30 protein-coding genes are annotated in these 25,995 nt (G+C 41.5%); 18 read left to right on the top strand and 12 right to left on the bottom strand.

Annotated elements, in window-relative coordinates:
* The 17 genes from KF872_05900 (at position 1) to KF872_05820 (ending at position 12,516) form a co-directional block, all read left to right on the top strand.
* Positions 1-507, top strand: coding sequence for a phage major tail tube protein (locus KF872_05900; protein ID MBX2903074.1), 507 nt, complete (start codon positions 1-3; stop codon positions 505-507).
* Between the two features lie 5 nt (positions 508-512).
* On the top strand, positions 513-1,166 hold the full coding sequence (locus tag KF872_05895) for a hypothetical protein (protein MBX2903073.1): 654 nt from the start codon (positions 513-515) through the stop codon (positions 1,164-1,166).
* A gap of 1 nt (position 1,167) precedes the next feature.
* Entirely contained in the window at positions 1,168-1,719 is a 552-nt protein-coding gene (locus tag KF872_05890; GenBank protein MBX2903072.1) for a hypothetical protein, read from the top strand.
* Positions 1,720-1,748: 29 nt separating this feature from the next.
* Positions 1,749-2,033, top strand: a complete 285-nt coding sequence (locus KF872_05885) for a phage tail assembly protein (protein MBX2903071.1) — start codon at positions 1,749-1,751, stop codon at positions 2,031-2,033.
* A 76-nt stretch (positions 2,034-2,109) separates the two neighbouring features.
* Positions 2,110-3,951 (top strand): hypothetical protein, encoded by a 1,842-nt coding sequence (locus KF872_05880; GenBank protein MBX2903070.1) that lies wholly within the window; start codon positions 2,110-2,112, stop codon positions 3,949-3,951.
* A 2-nt stretch (positions 3,952-3,953) separates the two neighbouring features.
* The gene (locus KF872_05875; GenBank protein ID MBX2903069.1) at positions 3,954-4,484 is read left to right on the top strand and encodes a phage tail protein; all 531 of its coding nucleotides are present in this window, start codon (positions 3,954-3,956) and stop codon (positions 4,482-4,484) included.
* 3 nt (positions 4,485-4,487) lie between these two features.
* On the top strand, positions 4,488-4,703 hold the full coding sequence (locus KF872_05870; protein MBX2903068.1) for a hypothetical protein: 216 nt from the start codon (positions 4,488-4,490) through the stop codon (positions 4,701-4,703).
* 1 nt (position 4,704) lies between these two features.
* The gene (locus KF872_05865) at positions 4,705-5,655 is read left to right on the top strand and encodes a hypothetical protein (GenBank protein ID MBX2903067.1); all 951 of its coding nucleotides are present in this window, start codon (positions 4,705-4,707) and stop codon (positions 5,653-5,655) included.
* Complete coding sequence (locus KF872_05860; GenBank protein MBX2903066.1) at positions 5,652-6,164, top strand: hypothetical protein; 513 nt, start codon at positions 5,652-5,654, stop codon at positions 6,162-6,164. The genes KF872_05865 and KF872_05860 overlap by 4 nt, the downstream gene beginning before the upstream one ends.
* A gap of 5 nt (positions 6,165-6,169) precedes the next feature.
* Complete coding sequence (locus tag KF872_05855; protein ID MBX2903065.1) at positions 6,170-7,006, top strand: baseplate J/gp47 family protein; 837 nt, start codon at positions 6,170-6,172, stop codon at positions 7,004-7,006.
* Positions 7,003-7,524 carry a hypothetical protein gene (locus KF872_05850; GenBank protein MBX2903064.1) on the top strand — a complete coding sequence of 174 codons (522 nt, stop codon included), beginning with the start codon at positions 7,003-7,005 and terminating at the stop codon, positions 7,522-7,524. The genes KF872_05855 and KF872_05850 overlap by 4 nt, the downstream gene beginning before the upstream one ends.
* Positions 7,521-8,318: a DNA adenine methylase gene (locus KF872_05845; GenBank protein MBX2903063.1), complete on the top strand. Its 798-nt coding sequence runs from the start codon at positions 7,521-7,523 to the stop codon at positions 8,316-8,318. Before KF872_05850 ends, KF872_05845 begins: the two co-directional genes overlap by 4 nt.
* 44 nt (positions 8,319-8,362) lie before the next feature.
* Positions 8,363-10,501 (top strand): T9SS type A sorting domain-containing protein, encoded by a 2,139-nt coding sequence (locus KF872_05840; GenBank protein ID MBX2903062.1) that lies wholly within the window; start codon positions 8,363-8,365, stop codon positions 10,499-10,501.
* A 104-nt stretch (positions 10,502-10,605) separates the two neighbouring features.
* Positions 10,606-10,878, top strand: coding sequence for a hypothetical protein (locus tag KF872_05835; protein ID MBX2903061.1), 273 nt, complete (start codon positions 10,606-10,608; stop codon positions 10,876-10,878).
* 8 nt (positions 10,879-10,886) lie between these two features.
* Complete coding sequence (locus tag KF872_05830; GenBank protein ID MBX2903060.1) at positions 10,887-11,144, top strand: IS30 family transposase; 258 nt, start codon at positions 10,887-10,889, stop codon at positions 11,142-11,144.
* 98 nt (positions 11,145-11,242) lie between these two features.
* Complete coding sequence (locus KF872_05825) at positions 11,243-11,626, top strand: hypothetical protein (GenBank protein MBX2903059.1); 384 nt, start codon at positions 11,243-11,245, stop codon at positions 11,624-11,626.
* Between the two features lie 14 nt (positions 11,627-11,640).
* Positions 11,641-12,516 (top strand): alkaline phosphatase, encoded by an 876-nt coding sequence (locus KF872_05820; protein ID MBX2903058.1) that lies wholly within the window; start codon positions 11,641-11,643, stop codon positions 12,514-12,516.
* A 24-nt stretch (positions 12,517-12,540) separates the two neighbouring features.
* On the opposite strand, the gene map is transcribed toward KF872_05820, so the two are convergent.
* The 12 genes from map to KF872_05760 form a co-directional block, all read right to left on the bottom strand.
* Positions 12,541-13,341 (bottom strand): type I methionyl aminopeptidase, encoded by an 801-nt coding sequence (gene map / locus KF872_05815; GenBank protein MBX2903057.1) that lies wholly within the window; start codon positions 13,339-13,341, stop codon positions 12,541-12,543.
* A 90-nt stretch (positions 13,342-13,431) separates the two neighbouring features.
* Positions 13,432-14,781, bottom strand: a complete 1,350-nt coding sequence (secY, locus tag KF872_05810) for a preprotein translocase subunit SecY (GenBank protein ID MBX2903056.1) — start codon at positions 14,779-14,781, stop codon at positions 13,432-13,434.
* 17 nt (positions 14,782-14,798) lie between these two features.
* A complete protein-coding gene (gene rplO / locus KF872_05805; GenBank protein ID MBX2903055.1) occupies positions 14,799-15,248 on the bottom strand; it encodes a 50S ribosomal protein L15 in 450 nt (149 codons plus the stop codon).
* Positions 15,249-15,283: 35 nt separating this feature from the next.
* Positions 15,284-15,463, bottom strand: coding sequence for a 50S ribosomal protein L30 (gene rpmD / locus KF872_05800; protein ID MBX2903054.1), 180 nt, complete (start codon positions 15,461-15,463; stop codon positions 15,284-15,286).
* A gap of 32 nt (positions 15,464-15,495) precedes the next feature.
* Positions 15,496-16,014 carry a 30S ribosomal protein S5 gene (rpsE, locus tag KF872_05795; GenBank protein MBX2903053.1) on the bottom strand — a complete coding sequence of 173 codons (519 nt, stop codon included), beginning with the start codon at positions 16,012-16,014 and terminating at the stop codon, positions 15,496-15,498.
* Positions 16,015-16,135: 121 nt separating this feature from the next.
* Positions 16,136-16,786: a dethiobiotin synthase gene (gene bioD, locus KF872_05790; GenBank protein ID MBX2903052.1), complete on the bottom strand. Its 651-nt coding sequence runs from the start codon at positions 16,784-16,786 to the stop codon at positions 16,136-16,138.
* Complete coding sequence (locus tag KF872_05785) at positions 16,783-17,928, bottom strand: 8-amino-7-oxononanoate synthase (GenBank protein MBX2903051.1); 1,146 nt, start codon at positions 17,926-17,928, stop codon at positions 16,783-16,785. Before KF872_05785 ends, bioD begins: the two co-directional genes overlap by 4 nt.
* A gap of 116 nt (positions 17,929-18,044) precedes the next feature.
* Positions 18,045-18,995, bottom strand: a complete 951-nt coding sequence (locus KF872_05780) for an NAD-dependent epimerase/dehydratase family protein (GenBank protein MBX2903050.1) — start codon at positions 18,993-18,995, stop codon at positions 18,045-18,047.
* 28 nt (positions 18,996-19,023) lie between these two features.
* Positions 19,024-20,307 carry an ABC transporter permease gene (locus KF872_05775; GenBank protein MBX2903049.1) on the bottom strand — a complete coding sequence of 428 codons (1,284 nt, stop codon included), beginning with the start codon at positions 20,305-20,307 and terminating at the stop codon, positions 19,024-19,026.
* An 8-nt stretch (positions 20,308-20,315) separates the two neighbouring features.
* Positions 20,316-21,854, bottom strand: coding sequence for an ABC transporter permease (locus KF872_05770; GenBank protein ID MBX2903048.1), 1,539 nt, complete (start codon positions 21,852-21,854; stop codon positions 20,316-20,318).
* 120 nt (positions 21,855-21,974) lie between these two features.
* Positions 21,975-23,435 carry a cysteine--tRNA ligase gene (cysS, locus tag KF872_05765; GenBank protein ID MBX2903047.1) on the bottom strand — a complete coding sequence of 487 codons (1,461 nt, stop codon included), beginning with the start codon at positions 23,433-23,435 and terminating at the stop codon, positions 21,975-21,977.
* Between the two features lie 73 nt (positions 23,436-23,508).
* Positions 23,509-24,309 carry a tetratricopeptide repeat protein gene (locus KF872_05760; GenBank protein MBX2903046.1) on the bottom strand — a complete coding sequence of 267 codons (801 nt, stop codon included), beginning with the start codon at positions 24,307-24,309 and terminating at the stop codon, positions 23,509-23,511.
* Between the two features lie 219 nt (positions 24,310-24,528).
* Here KF872_05760 and KF872_05755 point away from each other — a divergent pair, with 219 nt between their 5' ends.
* Positions 24,529-25,974, top strand: a complete 1,446-nt coding sequence (locus KF872_05755) for an amino acid permease (protein ID MBX2903045.1) — start codon at positions 24,529-24,531, stop codon at positions 25,972-25,974.
* The last annotated feature ends 21 nt before the right edge of the window (positions 25,975-25,995 follow it).

Raw genomic sequence — 25,995 nt, 5'->3', positions numbered from 1 at the left:
ATGGTAGCGTATAAAGTAACCAACGGCAATGTGTATGTGGAAGGAGGAAAGATTGCAGGTAAATTTTCCGAAATTACCTTTCCCGATTTTAAGTATAAAATGTCTGATTTTAAATCGCTTGGAATGTTAAGCGATATAGAGCTTCCGGCAGGCGTGGAGAAATTGGAAGTGCAGATTAAATTCAACTCGATATTTGCAGATGAGTTTAAAAAGCTAACCGATATAACCAAGCCGTGCAAGCTCATTTTTAGAGGCAACAAAGAAGGTTTTACACAAGCAGGCAGAACCACCGAAGAAAACATCACTATTGCCGTAACGGGCATTGGTAAAAACATACCGCTCGGAGGTTTTAAGGCAAACGAAATGAGCGAATTTACACTCATTATGAGCGTTTGGGCTTGCTCTGTAACCGATAGCGGAAAGCCTGTACTTTCTTTTGATGCCTTTAGCAATACTTTGGTTGTGGGAGGTAAAGATTTAACTGCCGGGTTTAGAATTAACGCGTAAGAATTATGTACGATATAGACGAAACAGATGCCGCAACGGTAGATTGGAACGAAGCCGTGCAAGGCTTTGAAGAAACCGACCTTGTGCAAGGAGGCGTGGGAGGTGTGGATAATATACCTCTTAGCCTGCTTGCGCTGCGCACCAAGAATTTGCACTTGCGCATGGCAGATGCAGAAGGTAAGGTGTTTGGCTTGGGCGGTGGCACTGTAGAAACGCTGCCGCAGCTTGTGAGTATATTTGCAGGTTGGGACCCTGGTGATGAACTTGAACCGATGGTTAGCGGACTTAGCAGCGCGGTAGCAGGTTTAATTTTAGACAAGGCAAACAAAACCGGAAACAACATTACCGATGCCGCTACATGGCTAAACAAGTTGGGTATTACGCACAAGGTGATAAGAAGTGGGGTAAGTCCTGATACCTATGTTAGTTCAGGAACTAATGTGCTAACTGTTTATTTGCCAAGCTCGTTTGTATTTGACCCGGCAAAGCACCGAATACTTTTAACGGTGGAGCATGTAGATGCTTATGCTGATTTAAGTGTGTGTTTAGATGGTTATCCTTCGGCAGGTGTATTGTCTTCATTTCCTGCGAGAGTACGGTCTTTTATACCGGGAAGTATTATTTGCAGAGTTCATTACATAATTACTGAAAAGCTATAAGATGCTATACGCCATAATAGACGAACTAACTTACGAATTTAAGGGGTTTTACGATACCGAAGTTGGCGGCTTAACGCCCGATGATAATTTTATTGAAATAACCGAAGAGCAGCGAACAGCCTTGCTCACAAACCCTAAGCAGCAATGGAGCGGCAGCGAGTGGGAGGTAATACCCGCCACGCTCGAAGAGCTAAAAAACGGCAAAAAGAAAGAGTTGGAAGCCATGCGCATAGCTGCGCTTACTTTTAACTGGGAGCGTGGAGCAGAAAGCGGCAGCGCATACATGAGCCGCTTGGAGCGAATGGAATTGAGGCAGGTGAGCGAATGTAGCGGAGGCGATACGTTTTACGTTTTTGGTTTTGCACTTGTAATTGACGTAACTAACCCTGTGCGCGATGCCATTGATGAAATGGAGGCTTACGAATACGCGCTGGATAATTGGTATAGAAGCAAGACAAACAACATAAATGCGGCTGCCGATTCTTCGGCATTGGATAGCATTGATTTGGCAGCAGGTAAACCTTCGGTAATAACCATTACGCTACCTATTTAAAACAAGTTTAAAACTCTTTTAAAACAGTTATGAAAATTACAAAGAAAGAAAGCACCTCACCTAAGTACAACGAGGTAGATATGCGCGAACCGCTGGTTGCGGATATGGTGCAGGCGCAACGGGTAAGCGGAGCAACCGAAGGCGCTAAGTTTGAAGCCGCTTTAATGGCTCAAATATGCACATTTGACGGGAAGCAGCTTGCTATGGAAGATGTGGAAGCTCTGAGTATAGATGATTTTTTTTTGCTAAAAGACACACTGTTTGGCGGGGCTTTGACGGCATTGGCAAAGCAGTTATCTACTTCGCAAGGGTAAGCGGCTTTAAGCCCGAAACGCTGCTTGCATTTACTATTAGCGAATTTAATTACTGGGCGAAAGAAATAGCCACATTATGAGTGCAACAGCAACCTTTTCTTTATCGGTAGTATTATCGGCAATAAACCGCACGGGCGGTGCTTTTGCCGCCTTGGAGCAAAACGCTAACCGCGTTCAGCACTCGTTTAGCCGGGCGAGCGATTCTTTTTCAAAAATTTTTAGTTTACAAAATGCCATACCTGTGGCAATGGGTGGGTACTTTGCTAAGCTCGGCATGGAGTTTGAGAAAACAAACATGCGGTTTAATGTTTTTTTGCGCGATGCCGATAAAGCCAAAATAATGATTGCAGAGTTAAACGACTTTGCAAACAAAACAATTTACAATAGTCGCGAAACATTTGCGGCAGCCACACCTTTAATGAACCATTACAAAGATGCCGATGTGATGCGCGAAAAGCTAATGATGCTTAGCGATGTGGCGCAAGGCTTAGGTACAATTACATTGCCGGAGCTTGCACAAAAGTTTGCAATATTTCGTTCGCAGCAAACGCTGTACTCGCAAGATATAAAAGAGATGACCAACAGAGGTTTCGATATGGAGTACTTTGCAAAGGCGCTCAATACTACCGCAGACAAAGTATTTGATTTTGCAAGCGAAGGGAAAATTAAGTTTAAAGATTTTGAAAAGGCGTTGCAGCTTGCCACGCAAGAAGGTGGTGCTTTTTACCAAATGACGGAAAAGATAAGCACTACATCTGGAGGAAGGTTTGATGCCGCCATTGGTGAAATGCAGCAAAGTTTAACCGAATTATCTATACACGGATTGCCGCTTATTACATCTATGGTAAAAGAGCTGGTAACGCCATTTGCGGCATTTACGAGCGAAGCGGTAAAGGCACACCCGGCACTATCTAAATTAGTAGCAAGCAGCTTGCTGCTTGGAGCGGTTGCAGTGCCTGTTTTTAATGTTGCAAAAGGGTTTTGGTTTTTGGGCGCTGGCATGGTAGGCGCAGCTACAAAGGCGGTGCAGTTTACTAATGTGGTGGCTACACTTACCAAAGCTATGGTTACTGGCGATATAGTGGCATATTACTCCAACATTGCCAAAGCAAGCCCGGCAGCACAGGCATTGGCAAGAGGTTTGAGCGCGGTAACTTTGCAGCAGTATGCTTGGAACGCTGCAATGGCTGCAAACATTGCGCTTGGAGCGGTTGCGGTAATTGCAGCGCTTACCGCAGGTGTGGCTTACTATGTATGGCAGAAGAAACGTGCAGCCGATGCGGTTGCTTACGAAAATAGGCTAAATATTGAAGCCCAAAAACGAGCGCAAGAAAGTACGCTTGAAAAGAAAGCAGAACTAAAAGAGCAAATGGAAGCGCTGCGCAAAATGCGAGAAGGCAGCGAAGAATTTAGAGGCGCTTTGCGAAAATTAAAATCTGAATATCCAGAATATCTGAAGAACATAAATGTAGAGAAGGCTACCATGCAAGATTTGCCCGGCATATATGCAAAAGTAGCGAAAGGACTTGATGATTTAGCAATGGCGCAAGCACTTGCAGATATGAAGAAGGAAGCATTTATGGAGATGGCGAAAGCCGAAAAGGATAAGCAGATTGCGCTTATGAGCGAAAACAATTTTGGCGATAAACTTGTGAATACTTTCGGTGTTGGTAACGCATTTGGAAATATAGGTTGGGAGTTTAGCACCTTAAAAGATATCGCAGATGCCAACGAGCGAAAGAAAAACGCGGAGTTTGATAACGAAAACATCAATAAAATGATTGAGCGCCACAAAGCAGATACACAAGGAAGTCCGCAGCAAATAGTGATACACTCGCACTTAAATTTAAACGAAAAAGAAATAGCCGCAGCCACCAACAGAGTAAACAGAGTAGATGGCAGAGGCTCGTACAATTAGCCATGATTAGAGATAGTAGAGATTATTTGCAATTTGGGAATTTAAAGCTGCCTGTAATGGGCGGCTTACATGCGTTTGAAGGCGCTCGCGGCTACGATTATGCAGAGTATAGCATTGCTACCGGAAAGCCTCTTCTTGGCTCGGTTGGCGCTAAACTGAATGAGCTAACCTTGCGCGTATCGCTACACTACTATTTAGGTGATAAAATTAGCGAAGTAATTAACCAGCTTGAAGAAATGCTGCTTAGTGGCGATGCGTTTGATTTGATATTTGTAAATGGCTTGTATAAAGGCAAATACAAGATAGTAAGTATAAGCGATTCGATTAAAAGAACGCTGCCAAACGGAACGATTACTCAGTATGATTTTGATTTAAACATTAAAGAATTTGCCGCACGGAGTGCCGTTGCTTTAACCGAAAAGAAAAAGGTAGCAAAGGGCAAAGGCTCAAAAACAAAACGGCAGGCAACAAAAAAAATAAACGAGAAAACACACCAAGTGTATAGTAATTATCCTGTGAATGTAATTTTTTAAAAAATGATGTACATAGAACACACAACTAAAGAGGGCGAAAGGTTAGATACTATTGCGTTCAAATACTGGGGCGATACTAATTTAGTGCCGCTGCTTGTGCTTGACAATCGCCATTTGCCCACCTACGAAGAAGCCGCTCCCGGTACTGTGGTGTATGTACGCGATAGTGTGGAAGATGTAACATTGATAAATAAAGAAAGTTTACCGCCTTGGAGATAAAATGAAAGCAGTATTCAGCATAATATATGAGGGTAAAGATGTAACGAATGACCTAAGCGATTTGGTTGAACGTATAGAGTTTACAGATTGTTTGGAGGGTAGAGCAGGTTCGCTATCTATAACTTTTGCAGACCATGAACAAAACTTTTTAAAAGCGTGGATGCCGCTTGCAGGCGATACCATGCAAGTGTATTTGGGGGTAGAAGGCAGCGCACTTTTAGACACACAAACATTTTGGGTAGATGAATTTAGTATGAGTGGCAGCAGAGGCGGCAGCAGGTGTGTAATTAAGGCGTTAAGCACTTCGCCCAAAAACATTGTAACTACGCCAAAAAGAAGCAGCGCAAGCCAGTCGCTGCAAACGCTTGCAAATACGGTTGCAAGTCAATTAGGATTAACTTTAAAAGGCAATGTGAGCGGCAATGTGGTTGGTAATCAAAATGCCGCCAATCTTCAATATTTAATGCAGCAATGCCACCGCAACGGCTACATACTAAAGGTTGAAGGAGGTAATCTTGTATCTTACGAATACAGTAAGCTGCGCAATTCAAATTCATTAAAAATAAGCCTGAATGATGTGGTAGATTGGGACTATGAAAGTAAGGCAGAAGGCAGGTTTGCAAAGTGCGAAGTTCGCTGGTATGATGCTCAAAAGAAGAAGCTGTATAGCGGTGTTGCCAATGCAGGTGGAGAAGGCTCTACGGCAACGATATACGAGCAAGTGGATAGCAACGAAGATGCAGCCAAACGAGCCACCAAATGGCTGGAAAACAGAGCAAAAAAAGAAGTAGATATACGCTTGCGGCTTGCCGGAGATGTGCGGCTTTTAGCAGGTGTGGCGGTAGAGCTAACCGATGCCGGTAACATTAACGGTAAATATGTAGTTAAGGAGGCTCGCCATCAAATAGATAGAGATGTATTATTTGAAACCGAAATAGCACTTCAAAAATGATAGTATTTGGAAAGATAAAATCGCTGAATGACACCACCGCCAACGTGGAAGTAGAGGAGCATGGCAATGCGGTGTATGAGTGCTATATTTTGCAGCCATCTACCGGAAAGAATAAAGTAGATTTCCCTTACCACACCGATGATTTGGTGTGTGTGATTTTGGCAGACCGAAATTTGATTTTAGGGGCTATTTACAGCGATATAGACACTCGCGATGCAGATGCAGGAGAAGAAACGATAGTTAATTCTGCAAAGAAGATATATGCGAAAGCAAGCGATTTATTTCAATTTAATGATGGCGCAAATGGCGGCATCATTAAGAATGAAAATCTTGTAAATAATTTGGATAAAATAAAAACCTATTTGACGGCATTGGTATCGGCTACTTCAACAGCTATTGGAGCAACAGGCGCAACAGGAAGTGCAGGCGCAAAAACTGCTTTTGACACCGCTATGAGTTCGCAAGAAATAACTTACGAAAACATGAAAAACGATAAAGTAAAACACTAAATAATATGGCATTTCAGTTTTTAAATGTAAATCCGGCACAAGCTATTGCCGAAACAAAAGCATACTACGAAGGGCTTGCAGGTTACCCACTAAGCACCGCAGATGTAGAGATGATAATGATTAACGTGATTGCATATCACGAACAACGAGTTTTAGCCAAAATGGAATCGTGCTTGCAGCAATCGTTTCCGCAGCTTGCCAACGGTGTAGCACTCGACTACTGGGGCGAAATTTTTAATGTTGCGCGGCTTCCAAACGAAGAAGATGATGATTACCGCGTGCGCGTGATGGCGGCTAATGGTTTTGCACCAATAGGCACAAGAGCAAGCTATATAGCCAAAGCTAAAGGTGTGCTGGGTGTGCTTGATTGCAATTTACAAACGAAGCAAGATAATCCTTCTATGGCTCCGGGAGTGATAAAAGTGTGTGTATTGCAACGGGTGATAGATATTGGCACAGGAACGGTGCGCGGCACTCCGGCAGATGCCACAACCAACGGTTTTGTATTAGATGCTTTATCGGACACCAAACAAAACATAGTGGGCGATATGTTTACTATTGAAACAGCCGTTGGCGTGTCTTTAGATGGTACTATTGAATTTAAAAAAGTGATTGGAAGCAACAGCGTTACTGTTGCAAACGATTTGCAGTTTGCAGCCACAAAGTATCTGAATGAAATTAGCGTAAAATTCAAAGGTTCGTTTGATATAAATGAGCTTCACCGGAGGCTGCTCGCTGTGCCTAATGTGTATTCTATCGTGAATGTAAATTTCCCTTCAGTTCCGGTTCTTAGCTGGAAACAGTTTTACGAAAAAGGCAGCATTGTAATTACAGAGGTATGAGTAATATAGTCCCAAATTCAATAAAAGACAATCGCACCGCAGCGTATGAAGATACGCTGCTGTACAGATTAAAAGGTATTAGTTTGCTACAGCTAAAAGTGTGGGTAACAACGGAGCAAAACCCGATAAAGCTGCAAATGTTGCTGGAGGTGTTTGGCATTGATGCTACTATATTTAATTTCTTGTATTTAAGCGAAGCAAGTAGGCTTGCGCTATTCAGAACTTTGCTGGAAGTGATGCGGTTTTCCGGTACTGAATGGAGCATCATAAACATGGCAAAGGCGCTTGGTGCAAGTGATGCAACCATAACTTACGCTCCTGCTTTGCACAGAGATGGAACTGCGCATTACAACGCTGCTTACACGCACGGATTTGGCTCTTACAGCCGCTTCTCAATAACGGTAAACGTGCAAGGTGTGCCTGTGCATTTGCGCACCGCTTTTGAGAGCAATTTCAGAAAGCTAATGACACGCTGGCAGCCTGTGCGTATTCACTTAAACGAAGTAGTATTTACATGATGAAAACACCTATAAAGTATTGGGGAGGAAAACAGCAGTTGGCGGATTTGATATTGTCGCTACTGCCGCCACATAAATGCTATACGGAAGTGTTTTTTGGCGGGGGCGCAGTATTTTTTAAAAAGCCAATTTCGGAGGTAGAGATAATTAACGATATTAGTGATAATATGGTTAATTTCTATCGTGTGATTAAACGAAACTTTGAAGGCTTACACGATGAGATAGATGTAACGCTGTATAGTGAGTTTCAGTATCGGGAAGCTCGCAAACTGTGGCTTGCAGGCATGGGTAATGATGTGCTTAGGGCGTGGGCTGTATATGTATTATCGCACCAGTCTTTTAGCGGTAATTTGGGGCAGAGTTGGGCGCACTCCGACACCAAGAACTTGGCTAAGAAATTCGACAAAGAAAAGAAGATGTTTGACCAGCGATATGTGAAGCGATTGGCTAATGTGCAGATATTTTGCAGAGATGCACTATCTGTGCTTGCTGCTTGCGATGGTGTAGATGTTTTTCACTTTATAGACCCTCCTTATTTTAATGCAGATATGGGGCATTACGATGGCTACACCGAAAGCGATTTTAAAGAGCTTTTAAATCTACTTGAAACGTTGGAGGGTAAGTTTATGCTAACCACTTACCCAAGCGAGCTACTCGCTGAATACACGGCAAGAAACGGCTGGCATACGATAAACAACGAGATGCACTTAACCGCCTCAAACAAACCGGGTAAAACAAAAACGGAAGTATTTACAATGAACTACAAACCAACTACCCAAGCTAAATTATTTTAAAATATACATTTTGTTTTCCAATTTTTTCGCGCAGCTTTGGAAATATGTACTATACATTTTGTTTTGGTAGAAATATTACCCAAGCCCAAGTTGGCGGCACTTTTGATTTGAGTTTTAATAACACGGGTTACCGCCTTGCAACTATTAGTGGAGGGGTTTCAAAAGCCAGAGCTATTGCATTGTTGAATGATGGTTCTTTTTTGGTTGCCGGCTCAACTTACAGCAATAGCACAGGAGAGGATGTTTTTGTTTTAAAATTAGACAGCGTAGGAGCATTAGTTACTTCATTTGGCATAAATGGCGTGGCAAAAGTGGACGTTCAATCGGGCAGTGATGATATTGCCTATTCGATTGCTGTGGATGAAAACACCGGGAGTTTTTTTGTGGGAGGAAGCACTAATAACGGAACTAAACAATCGGGAATGGTTTTAAAATTTAACTCCACAGGAAGTTTGGACAATACATTTGGAAGCAGCGGAAAAGCGATCACAAGTGTATCGGGATCAAACACAGAAACTTTTTTCAAAATTAAATTCCATCCCGCAACAGGAAAAGTGGTGGCAGTAGGTTCATCAATGGTAAACAGCGCTTCATCAAAAGGAGCAGTAGTGCGCTACAAAACCAACGGAACGTTAGATAGCACTTTCGCCACAAACGGTGTTTCTACACTTACGGGTTTGGGAAACAATAAAGATTACCTGCGGGATGTACATGTTTTCCCTAATGGAAAAATTCTTGCAGCAGGACACAGCTATAGGAATTATTTAAGTGTTCTTTACGGTTGGGTAATTCAAGTGAACGAAGACGGAACTGCCGACAATTCTTTTGGAACCAACGGTCAAACGCTTTGGGATGCGCACACTTACATCAACGCAATTTTGTATGATAATGCCAACAGCAAAATTTACCTCGCTGGTGGGCACAACTCCTACTTTGATGGTTTCAATCGCGAAACAAGATTAAAGTTAACTCGCTTAGGCACTAATGGCACAACCGATTCTTGGAACGCTTCAGGAGGCACTTCGTGTTGTTATTACATAGGCGGCTACTATGAAGGCGAGGCCAATGCTGTTGCTTTTAGCCAGGATGGTGGTTTTTTTATGGCAGGCGAGGGCTACGAAGTGGGTGAAAACATTGGCTTTGTTTCAAAATCAAAGAGCGATGGCAGGCCCGATTTAACCTTCGGAACCGACCCTAATGAAAATGATATGTTGTTTGGAAGCGCCAACGATAATTTTAAGTTGTTTGACATGGTGATTCAGCCGGACAATAAAATTGTGGTGGCGGGCTATTCCGATAATAATTACATAGTGGCAAGGCTTTTTGGCTCAACAGTGCCACAGTTAGATTCATTCAAACTTCTTGCCCCCGCAAACAATGCCTTGGAGGTGCCAAACGATACGGAATTGAGATGGACAAGAGCGATTGGGGCGGATAAATATGAGGTGAGTTTTGACACTTTGCCTTCCTTCCAAACAGCCAAAACTTTTGAACTATCAGATTCAGTGGCGCCTGCCTACATGACGAACTTTAAAATCAATAAAACTTATTATTGGAGAGTGCGCGCAAAGAATGGAAACCAAGTGGGTGCATGGAAAGGTCAGTGGGCGTTTTCAACTGTTAAAGATTTAATAACTCTGCTTAGCCCACCAAATGGCGCAAACAATGTAAATCCGGCTTCCGCATTCTTTGATTGGACAGATGTAACCTATTTTCCCTCAATTGTTTCATTACATCTGTTTGAGGGAGAGGTTGCCAACAATCCTAATTTTAATGGCTCTATGCCGCTTAGTATTTCTATGCCGCAGAGTAGCTACACTTCGGTGAATCAGCTTGGATTCAACACTACTTATTTTTGGCGTGTCCGCACAAGAAGGGGAACTGAATTTGGACCTTGGTCGGCTGCATTTTCTTTCACCACCATCAATCCAACTTCTGTTGCAGAGGTTGAAGACAACAACTTGGTTGTTTTGTTTCCCAATCCGGCTTGGAACACTGTTACCGTGCTTTCAGCTAAGCCAATAAATGATAAAGCTATTCAGGTGTTTGACATTCAGGGCACAGCAGTTCCTGTTGAATTTGTTAATGGAGTGGCTGACATCAGTAACCTGTCATCGGGTTTTTACTTTATTCAAAGTGCAGAGAAAGATAACAGTTTCAGATTGAGGTTTGTGAAAGAGTAAAAGTTATTACAGACCTTCCGTTTTCTTTCATCATGCAATAAGCATTTAACTATTCGTAGAAGAGGGGACGAGCCATAATTGGGTTCGGTTAAAACCTTTTCAAAATGTCTGGCGAAGGCGTTGTAAAACTTGATGAAACTATCACTGCGGAAAACGTGTCTGCCAAGGTGCACACCATGTTTTCGCAGGCGCAAAGTTTGGTGAACATAGACGCCAACCTTGCGCTGAGCTACATCAGGCAAATCACTGCAGCTTCCAATAAATTCAAATATGATTTGGGCATTGGCACATCCGAATTGCTTTATGGCGCATACCATTGGTTTCATGGCGACATTGAAAGTCGCTGGAAGCTAACCAAACAGCATAGGAATTTATAAAAGCCTTAATGCCTATCAAAGATTATATACACACTATCACATCTGACAACGGAAAAGAATTTTCCCAACATGAGTTTGTTGCCAAATCTTTAGACGCATCCCTTTATTTTGCCACACCTTATCATAGTTGGCAAAGAGGTGTAAACGAAACCTATAATCGGTTGCTTCGCCAATATTTCCCAAAAAGACTTCTTTTGAAGACATCACACAAGAACAACTACTGGCTGTTCAACACAAACTCAACAACAGAGAAAGAAAACGACTAGGATTTCTTTCTCCTATTAAATATCTTCAATCTTTATTATTAACCCAAGTTGCATTTGCAACTTGAATCTTGCAATTACAAACTAAACAATGAAATGATATGAAAGCAGTTTATCTTTTACTTGCAGCTGTATGTTTTGCCACAACTGTTTCTGCACAAGTGGCAAGCACACTAAAAGCAAAGCCGGATTCCACCCAAAAGCTATTGGTAGTAGAGGCTTCGTGCGGAGAGTGTAATTTTGGTCTTCCGGGCAACGATTGCGATTTAGCCATACGCATGAATAAAAAGGCATATTATGTAGATGGCGTAGGCATTAAAGAGTATGGTCATCCACACGATAAAAATGGGTTTTGTGTAGCTGTAAGAAAAGCGGAAGTACAAGGAGAAGTAGTTGATGGGCGATTCAAGGCAACCTATTTTCACCTCTTGGATATAGATACTAAAGGCGCTAAAGGTCCTAAAGAATCCAAAGGCAAAAAATAAGCAGCATAGTTATTATGAAGTATGTATCGCTTATTGTTGCTTCACTCATTGTATTAAGCACAGCAGCACAAAAAGTAATTGTATTGGGTTTTGATGGTATGAGCGGCATGGGTGCACAGCGAACTCATACGCCTCATATAGATTCATTGAAGGCTCATGGAGCTTATACCTACAAGGCTCGCGCAGTGGTGCCTACTATGAGTGCGCCCAACTGGGCAGCTATGATAAGCGGTATGCCACCTGCCCGCACTACTGTTCTTAGCAATGGATGGACGCGTGCTAAAATTGCCAACCGAAGATTTTGTGGACAGCCAAAGGGAGCATTGTTTCCTACAATATTTAAAGTATTGCGCACGCAGAAACCAACTGCAACTATTGCATGTGTGCATCAGTGGAAAGGCTTTGCGCCATTGGCAAACACCGAAGCTATGGATACTATTATTCACACCAAAGATGAATTTGCTACCTGTGCCCAAGCTTGCGAGCTTATTAAAAATATGAAGCCCGATTTTCTGTTTGTGCATTTCGATCATGTAGATCATACAGGGCATACCATCGGGCATTTTACCGAAGCCTATTATAGAAGTATTGAAGTAGCTGACTCCTTGGTTGGTGTGGTGCTGCAAGCAGTAAAAGAAGCCTCGTTAGACAAAGAAACTTACATACTCATTACTGCCGATCACGGAGGTATATTTAAAGGGCACGGAGGACTAACCAAAGCAGAATTTCAAATCCCGTGGATATTGAGTGGCCCCAAAACCAAGAAGAATTACGAAATAAAAAAGAAGGTAAAGCAATACGATACCGCAGCTACCTTGGCACACATTTTCAACCTTCAAATTCCTGCATGTTGGAAGGGGAAATCGGTAGCCGATGCCTTTGCGGAATAGCGTGTAAACTTTTTAAAAGTGTTGCTACACGAATATAAGTTCCTTATTGCCTTTTATACCGGCTTCAATAAATTCAAAGGAGGTTAAAATTTCGGCCTTGTTTGGTTTTACGCAAACTGTATGTTCAAAGTGAGCAGAGGGTTGCCCATCTCGGGTTACTACCGTCCAGTCGTCTTCTAAAGTATAAACATCTCTTACGCCCATATTCACCATAGGTTCAATGGCAATGGTAAGATTGGTAATTAGCTTTTTGCCGTCACCTCTTCTGCCTACATTAGGCACTTGCGGGTCTTCGTGCAGTTCTTTACCTACGCCATGCCCAACTAGTTCTTTCACACAAGTGTATGGGTGTTCCTTTTCGCAAAAATGTTGTACTGCAAATGAAATATCGCCTACACGGTTATTGGTAATGGCTTTTTCTATGCCCAGGTACAAACTTTGTTTAGTTACGCGCATAAGTTCCAATGTAGGCTCTTTTACTTCGCCAAAGGCAAAGGTATAAGCCATATCACCGTGGTAGCCATTCAAATATACGCCACAATCTACGCTCACAATATCGGTTGGTTCATAAGGGCGGTTGTTGGGAAAGCCATGCACTACTGCCTCGTTTACCGAAATACAAAGTGTGTATGGATAGCCATGGTAGTGTAAGAACGAAGGTTTTGCTCCGTGGTCGCTAATCATCTCAAATGCCAGTTTATCTAATTCTAAACCGGTTTTGCCTACTTTTATTTCTTTGGCAATTTCGCCCAATACTTTACTTACCAACTTGCCGCTTTCGCGCATTTTAGCAAGTTCTTCTTCTGTTTTTGCCTGTAGTCCCATAATTGTTTTAATAAACGAAAAAATCACTTTTAAAGGAAATTAAAAACCCTCTCTGTTTAGAGAGGGTTTTTTCAAAATAATGCTTATTGTTTACATAGAAGCCATGGCATACCCTTGTCTTCCTTTTATTCTGCCGGAAGAGGTTAAACCATCGTAATGGCGGTTCAATAAATGTGTTTCAATACTTTGTAAGGTATCTAAAATTACACCCACCATGATAATAAGTGAGCTGCCTCCGTAGAATAATGCAAAAGATTGTTGCACGCCTACTAGCATTACCAATGCAGGCATAATAGAAACAAATCCCAAGAAAATAGCTCCGGGGAGTGTGATTCTAGAAATTACCACATCAATAAAATGAGCCGTTGCTTTGCCCGGTTTTACTCCCGGAATAAATCCATTGTTGCGTTTCATTTCGTCAGCCATTTGTACCGGGTTAATAATTAACGCAGTGTAGAAATAGGTGAAAGCAACAATAAGGATAAAATAAGTTACGTTGTAGGGAATAGATTGAATATCGTTGAAGGCAATCAAGAATTTGCTGTTTTGATCCATACCTGGAAGAAACTGTGCAATAGTTGCCGGTAAAAACATAATGGCTTGAGCAAAGATAATTGGCATTACTCCAGCTGCATTTATTTTTAATGGAAGGTATTGGCGAACGCCTCCTGCTTGCATCATTCTGCCGCCTTGCACAATATTTCTTTTAGCGTATTGTACAGGAATTCTTCTAGTGCCTTGTACTAAAATAATACAACCAGCAATTACAACCAGCAAGAAAGCCAACTCCAATACAAATACAATTAAACCACCACTTTGCAAGCGCGAAGTAGCTTCTTGTATAAGCGACTCTGGCAAACGTGCCAAAATACCAATCATAATAATGAGTGAAATACCATTGCCTAAGCCTTTATCGGTAATTTTCTCTCCCATCCACATTACAAAAAGTGTTCCGGTGGTAAGCACAATTACAGTTGAAATAGCAAACAAGGTAGAAGGAATTAAAATTGCCTCGCTATCTACGCTGGTTAAGTAAACCACATAGCCCATACCTTGGAAAGTAGTAACGGCAACGGTTAGCCAACGAGTATATTGGTTAATAAGTCTTCTGCCGCTTTCGCCTTCTTTTTGTAGCTTCTGGAAAAAAGGAACTACAATAGTTAGCAATTGCATGGCAATAGAAGCAGAGATGTAAGGCATAATACCCAATGCAAATACAGAGGCACGGCTAAATGCACCACCTGCAAATAAGTTTACTAAGCCTAAAATACCTCCGCTGCCTTGGCTTTTTACAGTTGCCAATGCACTAGGGTCAATACCCGGAAGGGTAATATAGGTTCCAACTCTGTAAATTAAAATAAGCCCAAGCGTGAGTAAAATTCTCTGCCTGAGCTCCTCGATTTTCCAAATGTTCGAGAGGGTTTCAATAAGTTTCTTCATCGAAAGTAGATATGATATTATTTCACAATTGTAACAGTACCGCCCAATGCCTCAATTTTTTGTTTAGCACTTTCGCTAATGGCATGAACACTTACATTTACTTTTGTTTTCAACTCACCGTTTCCTAGTACTTTTACAAGTTCGGTTTTCCCTAATTGTTTGTTGGCGCGAAGATTTTCAACTGTAACTTCAGTTAAGTTTAATTTCTCTGTTAAATGCTGAATTTTACCTAAGTTCAATTGTGTGTATTCTACACGGAATGGATTTTTAAATCCAAATTTAGGTAAACGTCTTTGCAATGGCATTTGCCCGCCCTCGTGTCCTTTTTTGGTTTTGTAACCAGAGCGGCTTTGTGCACCTTTATGACCACGTCCGGCAGTACCTCCGGTAGTGCTTCCTTGTCCGCGACCTAATCTTTTTTTAGTTTTTGTTGCGCCTTCGGCAGGTGCTAAATTGTATAATTCCATTTCGCTTAATTTCTTTTTGTGTTGTTGGGTGAAAATTAAATGGCTTCAACCTTTAGTAAGTGTTTTACTTTGGTTATTTGACCTTCAATAGATGGATTCAATTCCACTTCTTTTGAAGAGTTCATTTTCTTTAAACCAAGAGCCGCAAGCGTTCTTTTTTGTCTTCCGGTATGGTCTATTTCACTTTTTACTTTTGTGATGCGAACTTTAGACATGTTGGTTGCTGTTTTTAATAGTTTTGGTAGAATTAACCTTTAAACACTTTTTCTAACGAAACAGTTCTGTTTCTTGAAATAGTAACTGGGTCGCGCAAACTACTTAATGCAGAAAGCGTAGCCTTAATTACGTTTGCAGGGTTAGAGCCGCCTAAAGATTTTGCCAATACGTTTTTAATGCCGGCACTTTCTAAAACTGCACGCATAGAACCTCCGGCAATTACTCCGGTACCGTGTGTAGCTGGTTTTAGCATTACTTTTGATGCTCCAAATTTTCCGTGCTGTACGTGAGGAATTGTTCCGTTGTGAAGCGGAACGCTTACTAAGTTTTTCTTAGCATCGTCAATAGCTTTTTGGATTGCTTCTTGAACCTCGCGGGCTTTTCCAAGACCTTCGCCCACAATTCCGTTACCATTACCTACTACTACTGTAGCTGAAAAAGAGAATGTTCTGCCGCCTTTAGTTACTTTGGCAACTCTGCGAACATTTACTACCTTTTCTTTCAGTTCAAGTTCGCTGGCTTTTAATTTTGTTACGTTTAAACGCGCCATTTTTATTGATGTTTTACTTAAATTTTCGGACTATTTCCGAAAAAAGGACTGCAAAGATAGTTTTTTGCTACATAAATGCAATAATGTAGTTTTTTTATTTTGAAGTTGTAGCTGTGTGCCTTTAAAATTCGTAGCCGTGTGCCTTTAAGTGGTGGGTTAATTGTATGGTTTCTGCTTGAATAAAGTCGGAATTGATGGTTTTTGCCATGCTTATTTTTCCTAAAAGGGGCAGATTGGTATAATTTAGAATAAAATTTTCGGATGCTTCGTTGGCAATGCCGTTAAAAATAATTCCCGCAATTGGTACTCCTGCTGCGTGCAGCATTTCGCAACTGAGCAGGGTGTGGTTAATGCTGCCAAGGTAGTTTTGCGATACCAGCACTACAGGTATTTGCCATTCGGCAATTAGGTCTAAAACAACGGTTTCGCTGTTGAGGGGAACCATAATGCCGCCAGCGCCTTCTATTACCAACTTGTTTAAAGTGTAGGGTGGTGTTATTTTTTCTATTTCAATGGTTTGGTTTTCTAAGGCTGCTGCCTCGTGTGGCGAAACTGGGGCTTTTAAATTATATACCGATGGATGTATAGTGGTATTTTCTGTAGTAAACTGCTTTACAAAATGGCTGTCGGTGCCAAGAGAACTGCCACTTTGCACCGGTTTCCAATAATCGGCTTTTAGTGCGCGGCAAAGTATGGTTGCCGCTATCGTTTTACCCACATCGGTGCCAATGCCGGTTACAAAGATATTTTTCGGAAATGCTTGTGTTTTCATGTAATGGCAGCAATGGTATGCATTAAATACTTAATTTCTTCGCTTGTGTTGAAGCTGTGTAGGCAAATGCGTATTCTTTCTGTTCCTTTTGGTACTGTGGGCGAAAGAATGGCTCTTACTTCCAGCCCTTTACTTCTTATTTGCATGGCTGCATTTTTGGCTGCTTCGTTACCTGCAATAAAAAGGGTTTGTATGGGTGAATCTGAAACTGCAAACTGGTAGCTCTTTGTTTCGCTAGCCAATTGCTTAAAGTATTGTATGTTCTGTTGCAGTTGCAGGCGCTGTGCTGCGCAGGCTTTAGATTTCATAAAGTTATAGCTGCATTGAATGCTGTGTACTGCGTATGGCGGCATGGCGGTACTAAAAATAAAAGGGCGGCAGTAATTGATTAAAAATTCTTTGGTGGCTTGGGTGCAAAGTGCCACTGCTCCGTGTATGCCTGCCGCTTTGCCAAAAGTGTGTATGCGTATAAATATGTTTTTATGCAGCTGCAAACTTTGTGCATAGCCTTCGCCTTGTGTGCCATAAATGCCGGTGCTGTGGGCTTCGTCTAATATAATGGCAGCATCGAATTTTATTGCCAATGCAATAATTTGCTCTAAGGGGGCAAAATCGCCATCCATAGAGTATAGTGCTTCAATAGCAATAAATTTTAGTTCGGCAGGGGTGTGTAGTTTTTCTTCTAAATCGGCAATGGAGTTGTGTTTAAAAGAAACGGAGTGTGCCTTGCTCATATTGATGCCGTCTAACATGCTGGCATGTACCAATTCATCGTAAACAATAAGAGCGTTTTTATAGGGCAAAGCACTTAAAATACCTAAGTTGGCATTGTAACCAGAATTGAATAGCAGTGCGGCTTCTGTTTGGTGCAGTGTTGCCAGTTGCTGCTCTGTGGTTTCAAACAAGGTAGAATTTCCGGAGAGTAAACGCGAGCCGGTGGCACCATGTATAGGTGTGTGTTCTGGTGTGTTTTCTAGTTGTTGTAAAACAGCGTGGTGCACACTTCGGTTGGTGGCAATTCCTAAATAATCGTTGGAAAAAAAATCTGTTTTTCCTTCGGGAAGAAAGAGGCTTCGGAATGTATTTTGAGTTTTGCGTTCCTGTATTTTCCCAATAATATATTGATGAACAGATTGGCTCATTCTTTAAGTAGAAACAGCAATACTACAAATTGTTTAGTTGTTTTAATTTTTTGAAAAGCAATAGCACTGTGTACATTGCGAGTTGCAGTAAATATGGTAGGAGTAAATAATATTATTTACACAACCGATTCGGGCAATTTTACATTGCTAAGCATATCTGCCACGGTTTTATCTAAATTGAAATTTGGTTGCCAATTCCAATCTAGGCGGGCAAAAGAATCGTTGATGCTTTGGGGCCAACTTTCTGCAATTTGCTGGCGAAAATCGGGTGTGTAGTTTATGGTGAAATCGGGTAAGTGCTTCTGGATGGCTGCTGCCATATCTTTGGGCGCAAAACTAAAGCCTGCAAAATTATAGGCGGTGCGCACGGTTATTTTTTCTGCCGGTGCTTGCATGAGTTCTATGGTGCCGCGCACGGCATCGGGCATATACATCATGGGCAGAACGGTATCGTCTTTTAAAAAGCAGTGGTAAGGTTTTCCGGCTAAGGCATCGTAAAAAATTTCTACGGCATAATCGGTAGTACCGCCACCTGCTTTGGTTTTGTAGCTAATTAAACCCGGATAGCGCACGCTGCGCACATCTAAACCTTTATTTTTATGATACCATTGGCACCATTGCTCGCCAGCTTGTTTGCTAATACCGTAAATAGTATTGGGTTCCATGGCGGTATATTGCGGAGTATCTATTTTAGGTGTAGAACTTCCAAATACGGCTATGGTAGAGGGGAAGAAAACTTTTTTTACACCAAAGGCAGCACTGGTATCCAATACATTCCTTAAGCCTTTCATGTTGATGCGCCAAGCCAATTCGGGTTGCTTTTCGCCAGTGGCAGAAAGTATGGCGGCTAAATGGTAAACTTGGGTTACATGTTCCTTTTCAATTATTTCTGCCAAACTTGGCTTGTGGAGTACATCTAATTTTCTAAACTCTGTATTGCCTAATGCCGGAACTGCATCTTTTAAATCGGTAGCAATTACACGTTTATGAATAGTGCAAAGGGCTTCTGTAAGTTCGGTGCCTAATTGTCCGCAGGCTCCGGTAATTAAAATAGTTTCGTTCGTCATGTTCTTTCCAATAAAATTGAAAAGTCCTTTATTGTTTTAAGCGAGGATCCATAGCATCGGTTAAGCCTTCGCCCAATAAATTGAAAATGGTAACGGTAACAAAAATAGCAAGTCCTGGAAACACTGCCAACCACCAAGCGGCTGAGTTTTCGCGTGCACTACTTAGCAGTTTTCCCCAAGTAATTACTTCAGCTTGCACACCAATTCCTAAAAACGATAAAGAACTTTCTACCAGAATAGCACCTGCCACACCAAACGCAATTGCAATCAACACGGGAGTGAGTGCATTGGGAATAGCATGTTTTAATATAATTCTCCATTCGCTGAAACCGAGAGCTTGTGCTGCTTCAATATACTCTAAGCTGCGAACGCGCAAAAGCTCGGCACGAATGTATTTGGCAATACCTGTCCATCCGGTTAAACCAATAATGACCATAATAAGAATAATGGAAGGTTTTTTTACAATAGCCGTAATGGAAAGAATTAAAAGTAGGGTTGGAATGGAAATGATAATTTCGATAGCACGCGAAATAATTATATCTACCGGAACCACCACCTTAGCCGAAAGGAATGGTATCTTCTTTAATGGTATTGCCAATATGTTGGGAATAACCATAATAAAGCAAAACAACACTAGCGACCACAAAAACTGCAAGGTAAATGTACCAAAACCTTCTGCCAGAGCCTGTTCCATTACATAGCCACGTACACTAAATGCATAGAACCAAGCAAAGAATATAAAGAGGATATTAAGCAGTAAGCGAACTCTTGAAACCTGTAAGCGACTATCGCCAAAATAGCCGGCAATTGCTCCCAACAAAATTCCAATAACAGTAGCTATAACCATACTTACCACGCCAACAAGCATGGCAATGCGCGTGCCGTGAATAAGTCCTGAAAGTACATCGCGGCCAATTTGGTCGGTTCCCAAATGGTGCCTCCAGCGCCACGAAGCTACTTCTTGTTCGCCACCCGGGCTGGCATAGTCGCCATTGGTTAAATCTACCGTGGTGGGTAAATATGGAATTGGAGGGTGTACGGCAAAATCATATTGCATGTTGAGCCAATCGGCATTTTGTAAATCTTTAGGCCAAGCACCTACGCCTAAATCTACTAAATACTGCCTAAAAATAGGGAAGTAGGTATTGCCTTTGTATTTACAAACAAGTGGTTTTTCGTTGGCAATAAAATCTGCCATCAACCCAATAAAAAGCAATACATACAGCACTCGCAGCGATAGCACCGCCATTTTATTTTTTCGGAACTGCCGCTTTACAATATCCCAATAACTTTCGCCAGTTTTCGCAGCCATTTATATTGTTATTTCTTTTTAGTGAATGAAATTCGAGGGTCTATAACTCCGTATAAAATATCGCTGAGTAAGTTACCTACCATCGTTAAAATGGCAGAAAACATCAGCAAGGTAAACAGTACAGGGAAGTTACGCGCTACCACACTTTCGTAGCTTACTCTACCCATGCCCGGAATGGTGAAAATATATTCAATGATTACCGAGCCGCTAATCATGGCAGGTAAAAAGCTGGCAAACATGGTAATAATAGGAATGAGTGAGTTGCGGAAAGCATGTTTCCAATAAACAGTGCCCGGCTCTAAACCTTTGGCAAAGGCGGTTCTAATAAAATCTTGCCTTAATACGGTAAGCATACCACCACGCATTTGGCGCGAGATGTAAGCAAAAGAACCATATACCATACAGAACAGTGGTAAAATAAAGTGGTAACTACGGTCTGTAAATTGTTCCCAAAAACTGTAATCGTCTCCGGTTTTTCCTACTCCGTGCGTAGGGAATAAATCCATCCAATTGGCATAGTAATCGCTGGTAAAGAATGTAATAAGTAAAGTAGCTATCCAAAAAGTTGGCAGCGAGTAAAGTATAAAATTAACGGTAGTAGTAATACGGTCGTAAGTAGTATCTTTTTTTACAGCCAACGAAACGCCCATTGGAATAGAAACTGCATAGGTAATAATGAAGGCAATTAAATTTAATAGCAATGTCCATTTTATGGCATCGCCAATAATAGAAACCACCGGACGACCATCTAAATAAGAATGACCAAAATCGCCTCTAAAGAAACCTTTGGATGTTTTAGTTGGATCGTTGTTTTCGCCAAACCAAGGTTCATCGCCAAAAAGCCAGCGGTGATATTGGTTAGCCGTGCCATACCAATAAAATGCAGGAATATATTTTGCGCTGTTGTTTGCATTGGCTCGTACGGCTTCATAGTTTTTTTCTACATTATTTACCAAAGGAAGAATATCGACCAAGCCATTATAGGCGGTGGTTTTTCCGGTGGCAGAATCTGTAATTTGTATGCTTGAAGCAGCGGCAGTTTTTATTTCGGAAATATGCAGTAATATGTCTCCATGGTCGTGGTTGCGGTACAAATAATTGCATGCCTCGCGAATGGTGCGCGTGCGTTCAAACAGTGTATTGTCAATTGTATCGGGATGGCGATCGTAGAGCGCAAATTCTAATTGCTTGGCAGAATAAAAATATCGGCTGATGTCGTTCCAGTTTCCGTATTGCTCAATTAGCTTTTCGAGATTTTCGCGCTGGTCTTTTTTATAGATTTTATACAGCGTATCGGGAAAAGCCTTAGAAGTAATGCTGAAATAGAATGGAGGTAAGTGCCTGCCCAATTTTTGACTTAGTTCAAAATAGGCTTTTTCGCCTGCAATTTTTTCGCTGGATTGACCACTATCGCCTCGCAAACCACCTTGCAATTTTAGTTCTACAGGGTCGCCAGGAGCCATTTGACTTAATAAAAAAGTAAATAGCGATATAATAAAGAATGTGGGAATGAAATATAATATCCGCTTGAGTATGTATGTAAGCATATCTAAATGAACGGGCAATTATACCAAAGTAAAAATAAAATTGAACAAAATGTTAGCAACAGGTACTTAATTCCGGTAAAATGAAGGCATAAATGTTGATTATACATGCATTTGGAGTACTTAATTGCTGATGCTCCAAGTGGCTCCTTCTTTACTGTCTTTTATTTGAATACCGTTTTTTAGCAATTCATCGCGTATTTTATCGGAGGTAGCAAAATCTTTTTTGGCTTTTGCCTCGGCTCTTATTTCTAAGATAACTTTCATGATGCCGTCTATATTGCTGCCGGTTTGAGTTTCGTCTTGCAAGCCCAATACATCAAAAATTATTTCATTAAAGAGTGTAAAAAGCAATTGCTTGTGAGCCTCTGTAATGGTTTCTTTTCCATCATTGATGCTGTTGATTATACGCACACCTTCAAACAAATGTGAAAGTGCAATAGGTGTATTTAAATCATCGTTGAGTGCTTCGTACACTTTGGTTTTGAGTGCTTCGATATTGGAAGTAGAGGTGGCCGATGTTTTAAGAGTTGGAAGTAACTTGGCAGCAGCCATAAGGCGTGCAAAACCTTTTTCGGCAGCTTGTAAGGCTTCGTTGCTAAAATCGAGGGTGCTTCTGTAGTGCGCTTGCAGCATAAAGAAGCGAACGCTCATGGGCGAATATCCTTTTTCTAACAATGGATGGTTGCCTGTAAATAATTCGTGCGGTAAAAATGAATTGCCGAGGCTTTTGCTCATCTTTTGCCCGTTTACGGTGAGCATATTGGTATGTACCCAATAGCGTGCAGGCGATTTACTGCAACATGCTATATTTTGTGCAATTTCGTTGGTATGGTGGGTAGGGATTAAATCCATGCCACCTCCGTGAATATCAAATTCTTCGCCTAAATATTTTGAACTCATGGCGCTGCATTCTAAATGCCAACCCGGAAATACTTTACCCCACGGAGAACTCCATTGCATAATATGAGTAGGCTTAGCTTTAATCATGAGCGCAAAATCGAGCTTGCCTTTTTTGGCTTCTTGTCCGTCTAGGTCGCGGGTATTATTGTATAGTTCATCTAAGTTTCTACCGCTTAATTTTCCATACGGAAAATGTGCAGCAAGTTTTTCTACATCAAAGTAAATGGCATCATCGGTTTCGTAGGCATAACCGTTACTGAAAATCTTTTCGGTCATTTCAATTTGCTCAATGATGTGGCCGGTTGCCGTAGGTTCAATGCTGGGCGGCAGTGTATTGAATTGTTCCAGTACTTTATGAAAATCTACTGTGTAACGCTGTACAATTTCCATGGGTTCCAACTGTTCCAAGCGAGCCTTCTTTGCTATTTTATCTTCGCCCACATCGGCATCGCTTTCTAAGTGCCCTGCATCGGTAATGTTGCGCACGTAACGCACTTTGTAACCTAAGTGCAGCAGGTAGCGATATAGAACATCAAAAGATACAAATGTGCGGCAGTTGCCTAAGTGTACGGAGTTGTAAACTGTGGGGCCGCAAACATACATACCTACTAGAGGTGCATTGAGTGGTTTGAAAATTTCTTTTTCTCTGGAAAGCGTGTTGTAAAGTTGTAATTCTGCCATAAGCGGGGCTAAAATAAAAATGTGCGGCTATGAAAGCCACACATTCAAAATTTCATTTGCAAAAATATGTTGTTTAGTTGAACATAGATACTGCTGTTTCTCTTGATTTAGTACGGTCTGTATTCGATTTTTCGATATCGCCCAGTTGTCCATATAGCAAACTTCTTTCCATGTAAAGTTCGCTTACTTTGTTTTTGGGTGAAAGTTCTATCATGGCAGAAAGGCTTGCCACTGCTTTTTCCGGTTGATTGGTTTGCACGTATAGTTCATACAGTTTTACATGTATAAGCAGGTTGTTTTTTTTGTAGGGCAGCGCTTTGTTTAAGTCTGCAATTGCTTCATCGTAGTGTTTTATGCTGGCATTCGATAAGCCTTTGTAGTAGTAGGTGTCGCCATCGCCACCGGTTGCGCCAATGTATCGGTTAAATGCTTGCAGGGCATGTTCGTAAATTCCGGCTCGGTAGTAAACCAACCCTAAGTAGTATTGAATGTTTTTAAAGTTGTCTTTTGAAATTTTTACGTCTTCAAAATCGCTTTTGGCGGCATCCATATCGCCATTGCTTAAATGGATAATACCGCGTTCATACAGCGCTTCGGCAGTTGGTTTTAGTTTAATGGCACGCGAAAAGTCTGCAATAGCGTCATCGGTTAGTTCCATTTGTTTATTGGCCAAGGCACGCATGTAAAAATATTTGTAGCGGTCTTGTGCTTGAGAAATTGCAGTATTAAAATACTTTACGGCCTCTTCGTAGTTACCGGCAATAAATTCTTGTTCTCCTTTGTGAAAGGCCTCTTCGTGTTTAGTGAGTGTGGGTGCTGCAAAAATATTCCACGATAGTGATACAACGGCAAAAGTAAATACAATCTTGCGCATAAGTCTTTTGTTTTATGCTTTGCATTACGGTTTATTCATAAAAAGGTTTCATTTTATATAGTAAAGTAAGGTTGCTTTTTATGGAAGAAACCAGCAGTAGTGGTGGTTTAAATCTATAAAAGTGTTGGTGCGGCAGTGTGTTTGAATAATTGGGGGCATAGACACTATTATCTAGGGTTTGAAAAAAAGCTATTTTGTGCCACACATTTTTTTGAGAACATGGCATTGTTTAGTAAAAAATCTATTACACAGCTTTTAAGTGAAAGCGAAGAAGGTGCAGATACACTCAAACGTACACTTGGCGCAGGTGCATTGGTGGCATTGGGAATTGGCGCCATTATTGGCGCAGGACTTTTTGCAATTACGGGTGCGGCAGCAGGCTATAATGCAGGGCCGGCAGTTACCATTTCATTTGTTATTGCAGCTATTGGGTGTGCATTTGCAGGGTTGTGCTATGCCGAGTTTGCGAGTATGATTCCGGTTGCAGGAAGTGCTTACACTTATTCTTATGCTACCATGGGCGAGTTTATTGCATGGATTATTGGTTGGGATTTAGTGCTGGAATATTCAGTGGGAGCGGCAACGGTTGCTATAAGTTGGAGTCGCTATCTAAAAAAGTTTTTGGAGGCATTGCATATTTATATTCCTGATGCATTGGCAATGTCGCCATTTGATTCGGCAACTCTAGCCGATGGCAGTATAGTAAGCGGTATTGTAAATTTGCCTGCGGTGTTGATAGTGGTATTGATGTCGCTCTTGCTTATGAAGGGAACGAAAGAATCTACTTCTTTTAACAATGTAATAGTGGCCATGAAAGTAATAGTGGTTTTGGTGTTTATTGCGTTGGGATGGTCGTATATAAATCCTGCAAACCATACACCATATATTCCGGAAAATACAGGTAATTTTGGTGAGTTTGGTTGGAGCGGTGTGGTGCGAGCTGCGGGTATAATATTTTTTGCATACATAGGTTTCGATGCGGTTTCTACTGCTGCGCAGGAGGCTAAAAACCCTAAACGCGATATGCCCATTGGCATTTTGCTTTCGTTGGCAATTTGCACGGTGCTGTATGTGTTGTTTGCGCATGTAATGACAGGCCTTGCTAATTACAAAGAGTTTCAAGGGCAAGACGGTATTGCTCCGGTAGCGGTGGCTATTGAGCACACGCCTTATACTTGGTTAAAACAGGCTATTATATTGGCAATTTTGGCGGGTTACTCATCGGTAATTATGGTGTTGCTGATGGGGCAAACCAGGGTGTTTTACTCTATGAGTAAAGATGGATTGCTACCATCTGTTTTTTCTGAGGTGCATAAGAAGTTTAAAACACCATTTAAGTCGAATTTACTTTTTATGATTTTTGTAAGCCTCTTTGCGGCATTTGTGCCTGCCAGGGTGGTGGGCGAAATGACTAGTATTGGAACGCTCTTTGCCTTTTTGCTGGTATGTGCCGGCATTATAGTAATGCGCAGAACCATGCCCGATGCGCCACGCAGTTTTAAAACGCCATTGGTTCCATTGGTGCCAATTTTAGGTATAATAATTTGTTTTGTAATGATGGTGTCGCTGCCGGCAGATACATGGTTGCGCTTAATTGTGTGGATGGCAATTGGTGTAGCTATTTATTTTATGTATGGTAGAAAGCATAGCAAATTAAACAAGTAGTATATTGCTAAGGAAAGGGGA

It is taken from the genome of Chitinophagales bacterium (assembly GCA_019638515.1).
Classification (GTDB): Bacteria; Bacteroidota; Bacteroidia; order Chitinophagales; family LD1; genus UBA7692.
This window is presented reverse-complemented; position numbering and strand designations above follow the sequence as displayed.

Excerpts from the sequence above, each read along its gene's own strand:
- KF872_05900 (MBX2903074.1), top strand. The coding sequence starts at position 1 with ATGGTAGCGTATAAAGTAACCAACGGCAATGTGTATGTGGAAGGAGGA.
- KF872_05895 (MBX2903073.1), top strand. The coding sequence starts at position 513 with ATGTACGATATAGACGAAACAGATGCCGCAACGGTAGATTGGAACGAA.
- KF872_05890 (MBX2903072.1), top strand. The coding sequence starts at position 1,168 with ATGCTATACGCCATAATAGACGAACTAACTTACGAATTTAAGGGGTTT.
- KF872_05885 (MBX2903071.1), top strand. The coding sequence starts at position 1,749 with ATGAAAATTACAAAGAAAGAAAGCACCTCACCTAAGTACAACGAGGTA.
- KF872_05880 (MBX2903070.1), top strand. The coding sequence starts at position 2,110 with ATGAGTGCAACAGCAACCTTTTCTTTATCGGTAGTATTATCGGCAATA.
- KF872_05875 (MBX2903069.1), top strand. The coding sequence starts at position 3,954 with ATGATTAGAGATAGTAGAGATTATTTGCAATTTGGGAATTTAAAGCTG.
- KF872_05870 (MBX2903068.1), top strand. The coding sequence starts at position 4,488 with ATGATGTACATAGAACACACAACTAAAGAGGGCGAAAGGTTAGATACT.
- KF872_05865 (MBX2903067.1), top strand. The coding sequence starts at position 4,705 with ATGAAAGCAGTATTCAGCATAATATATGAGGGTAAAGATGTAACGAAT.
- KF872_05860 (MBX2903066.1), top strand. The coding sequence starts at position 5,652 with ATGATAGTATTTGGAAAGATAAAATCGCTGAATGACACCACCGCCAAC.
- KF872_05855 (MBX2903065.1), top strand. The coding sequence starts at position 6,170 with ATGGCATTTCAGTTTTTAAATGTAAATCCGGCACAAGCTATTGCCGAA.
- KF872_05850 (MBX2903064.1), top strand. The coding sequence starts at position 7,003 with ATGAGTAATATAGTCCCAAATTCAATAAAAGACAATCGCACCGCAGCG.
- KF872_05845 (MBX2903063.1), top strand. The coding sequence starts at position 7,521 with ATGATGAAAACACCTATAAAGTATTGGGGAGGAAAACAGCAGTTGGCG.
- KF872_05840 (MBX2903062.1), top strand. The coding sequence starts at position 8,363 with ATGTACTATACATTTTGTTTTGGTAGAAATATTACCCAAGCCCAAGTT.
- KF872_05835 (MBX2903061.1), top strand. The coding sequence starts at position 10,606 with ATGTCTGGCGAAGGCGTTGTAAAACTTGATGAAACTATCACTGCGGAA.
- KF872_05830 (MBX2903060.1), top strand. The coding sequence starts at position 10,887 with ATGCCTATCAAAGATTATATACACACTATCACATCTGACAACGGAAAA.
- KF872_05825 (MBX2903059.1), top strand. The coding sequence starts at position 11,243 with ATGAAAGCAGTTTATCTTTTACTTGCAGCTGTATGTTTTGCCACAACT.
- KF872_05820 (MBX2903058.1), top strand. The coding sequence starts at position 11,641 with ATGAAGTATGTATCGCTTATTGTTGCTTCACTCATTGTATTAAGCACA.
- map (MBX2903057.1), bottom strand. The coding sequence starts at position 13,341 with ATGGGACTACAGGCAAAAACAGAAGAAGAACTTGCTAAAATGCGCGAA.
- secY (MBX2903056.1), bottom strand. The coding sequence starts at position 14,781 with ATGAAGAAACTTATTGAAACCCTCTCGAACATTTGGAAAATCGAGGAG.
- rplO (MBX2903055.1), bottom strand. The coding sequence starts at position 15,248 with ATGGAATTATACAATTTAGCACCTGCCGAAGGCGCAACAAAAACTAAA.
- rpmD (MBX2903054.1), bottom strand. The coding sequence starts at position 15,463 with ATGTCTAAAGTTCGCATCACAAAAGTAAAAAGTGAAATAGACCATACC.
- rpsE (MBX2903053.1), bottom strand. The coding sequence starts at position 16,014 with ATGGCGCGTTTAAACGTAACAAAATTAAAAGCCAGCGAACTTGAACTG.
- bioD (MBX2903052.1), bottom strand. The coding sequence starts at position 16,786 with ATGAAAACACAAGCATTTCCGAAAAATATCTTTGTAACCGGCATTGGC.
- KF872_05785 (MBX2903051.1), bottom strand. The coding sequence starts at position 17,928 with ATGAGCCAATCTGTTCATCAATATATTATTGGGAAAATACAGGAACGC.
- KF872_05780 (MBX2903050.1), bottom strand. The coding sequence starts at position 18,995 with ATGACGAACGAAACTATTTTAATTACCGGAGCCTGCGGACAATTAGGC.
- KF872_05775 (MBX2903049.1), bottom strand. The coding sequence starts at position 20,307 with ATGGCTGCGAAAACTGGCGAAAGTTATTGGGATATTGTAAAGCGGCAG.
- KF872_05770 (MBX2903048.1), bottom strand. The coding sequence starts at position 21,854 with ATGCTTACATACATACTCAAGCGGATATTATATTTCATTCCCACATTC.
- cysS (MBX2903047.1), bottom strand. The coding sequence starts at position 23,435 with ATGGCAGAATTACAACTTTACAACACGCTTTCCAGAGAAAAAGAAATT.
- KF872_05760 (MBX2903046.1), bottom strand. The coding sequence starts at position 24,309 with ATGCGCAAGATTGTATTTACTTTTGCCGTTGTATCACTATCGTGGAAT.
- KF872_05755 (MBX2903045.1), top strand. The coding sequence starts at position 24,529 with ATGGCATTGTTTAGTAAAAAATCTATTACACAGCTTTTAAGTGAAAGC.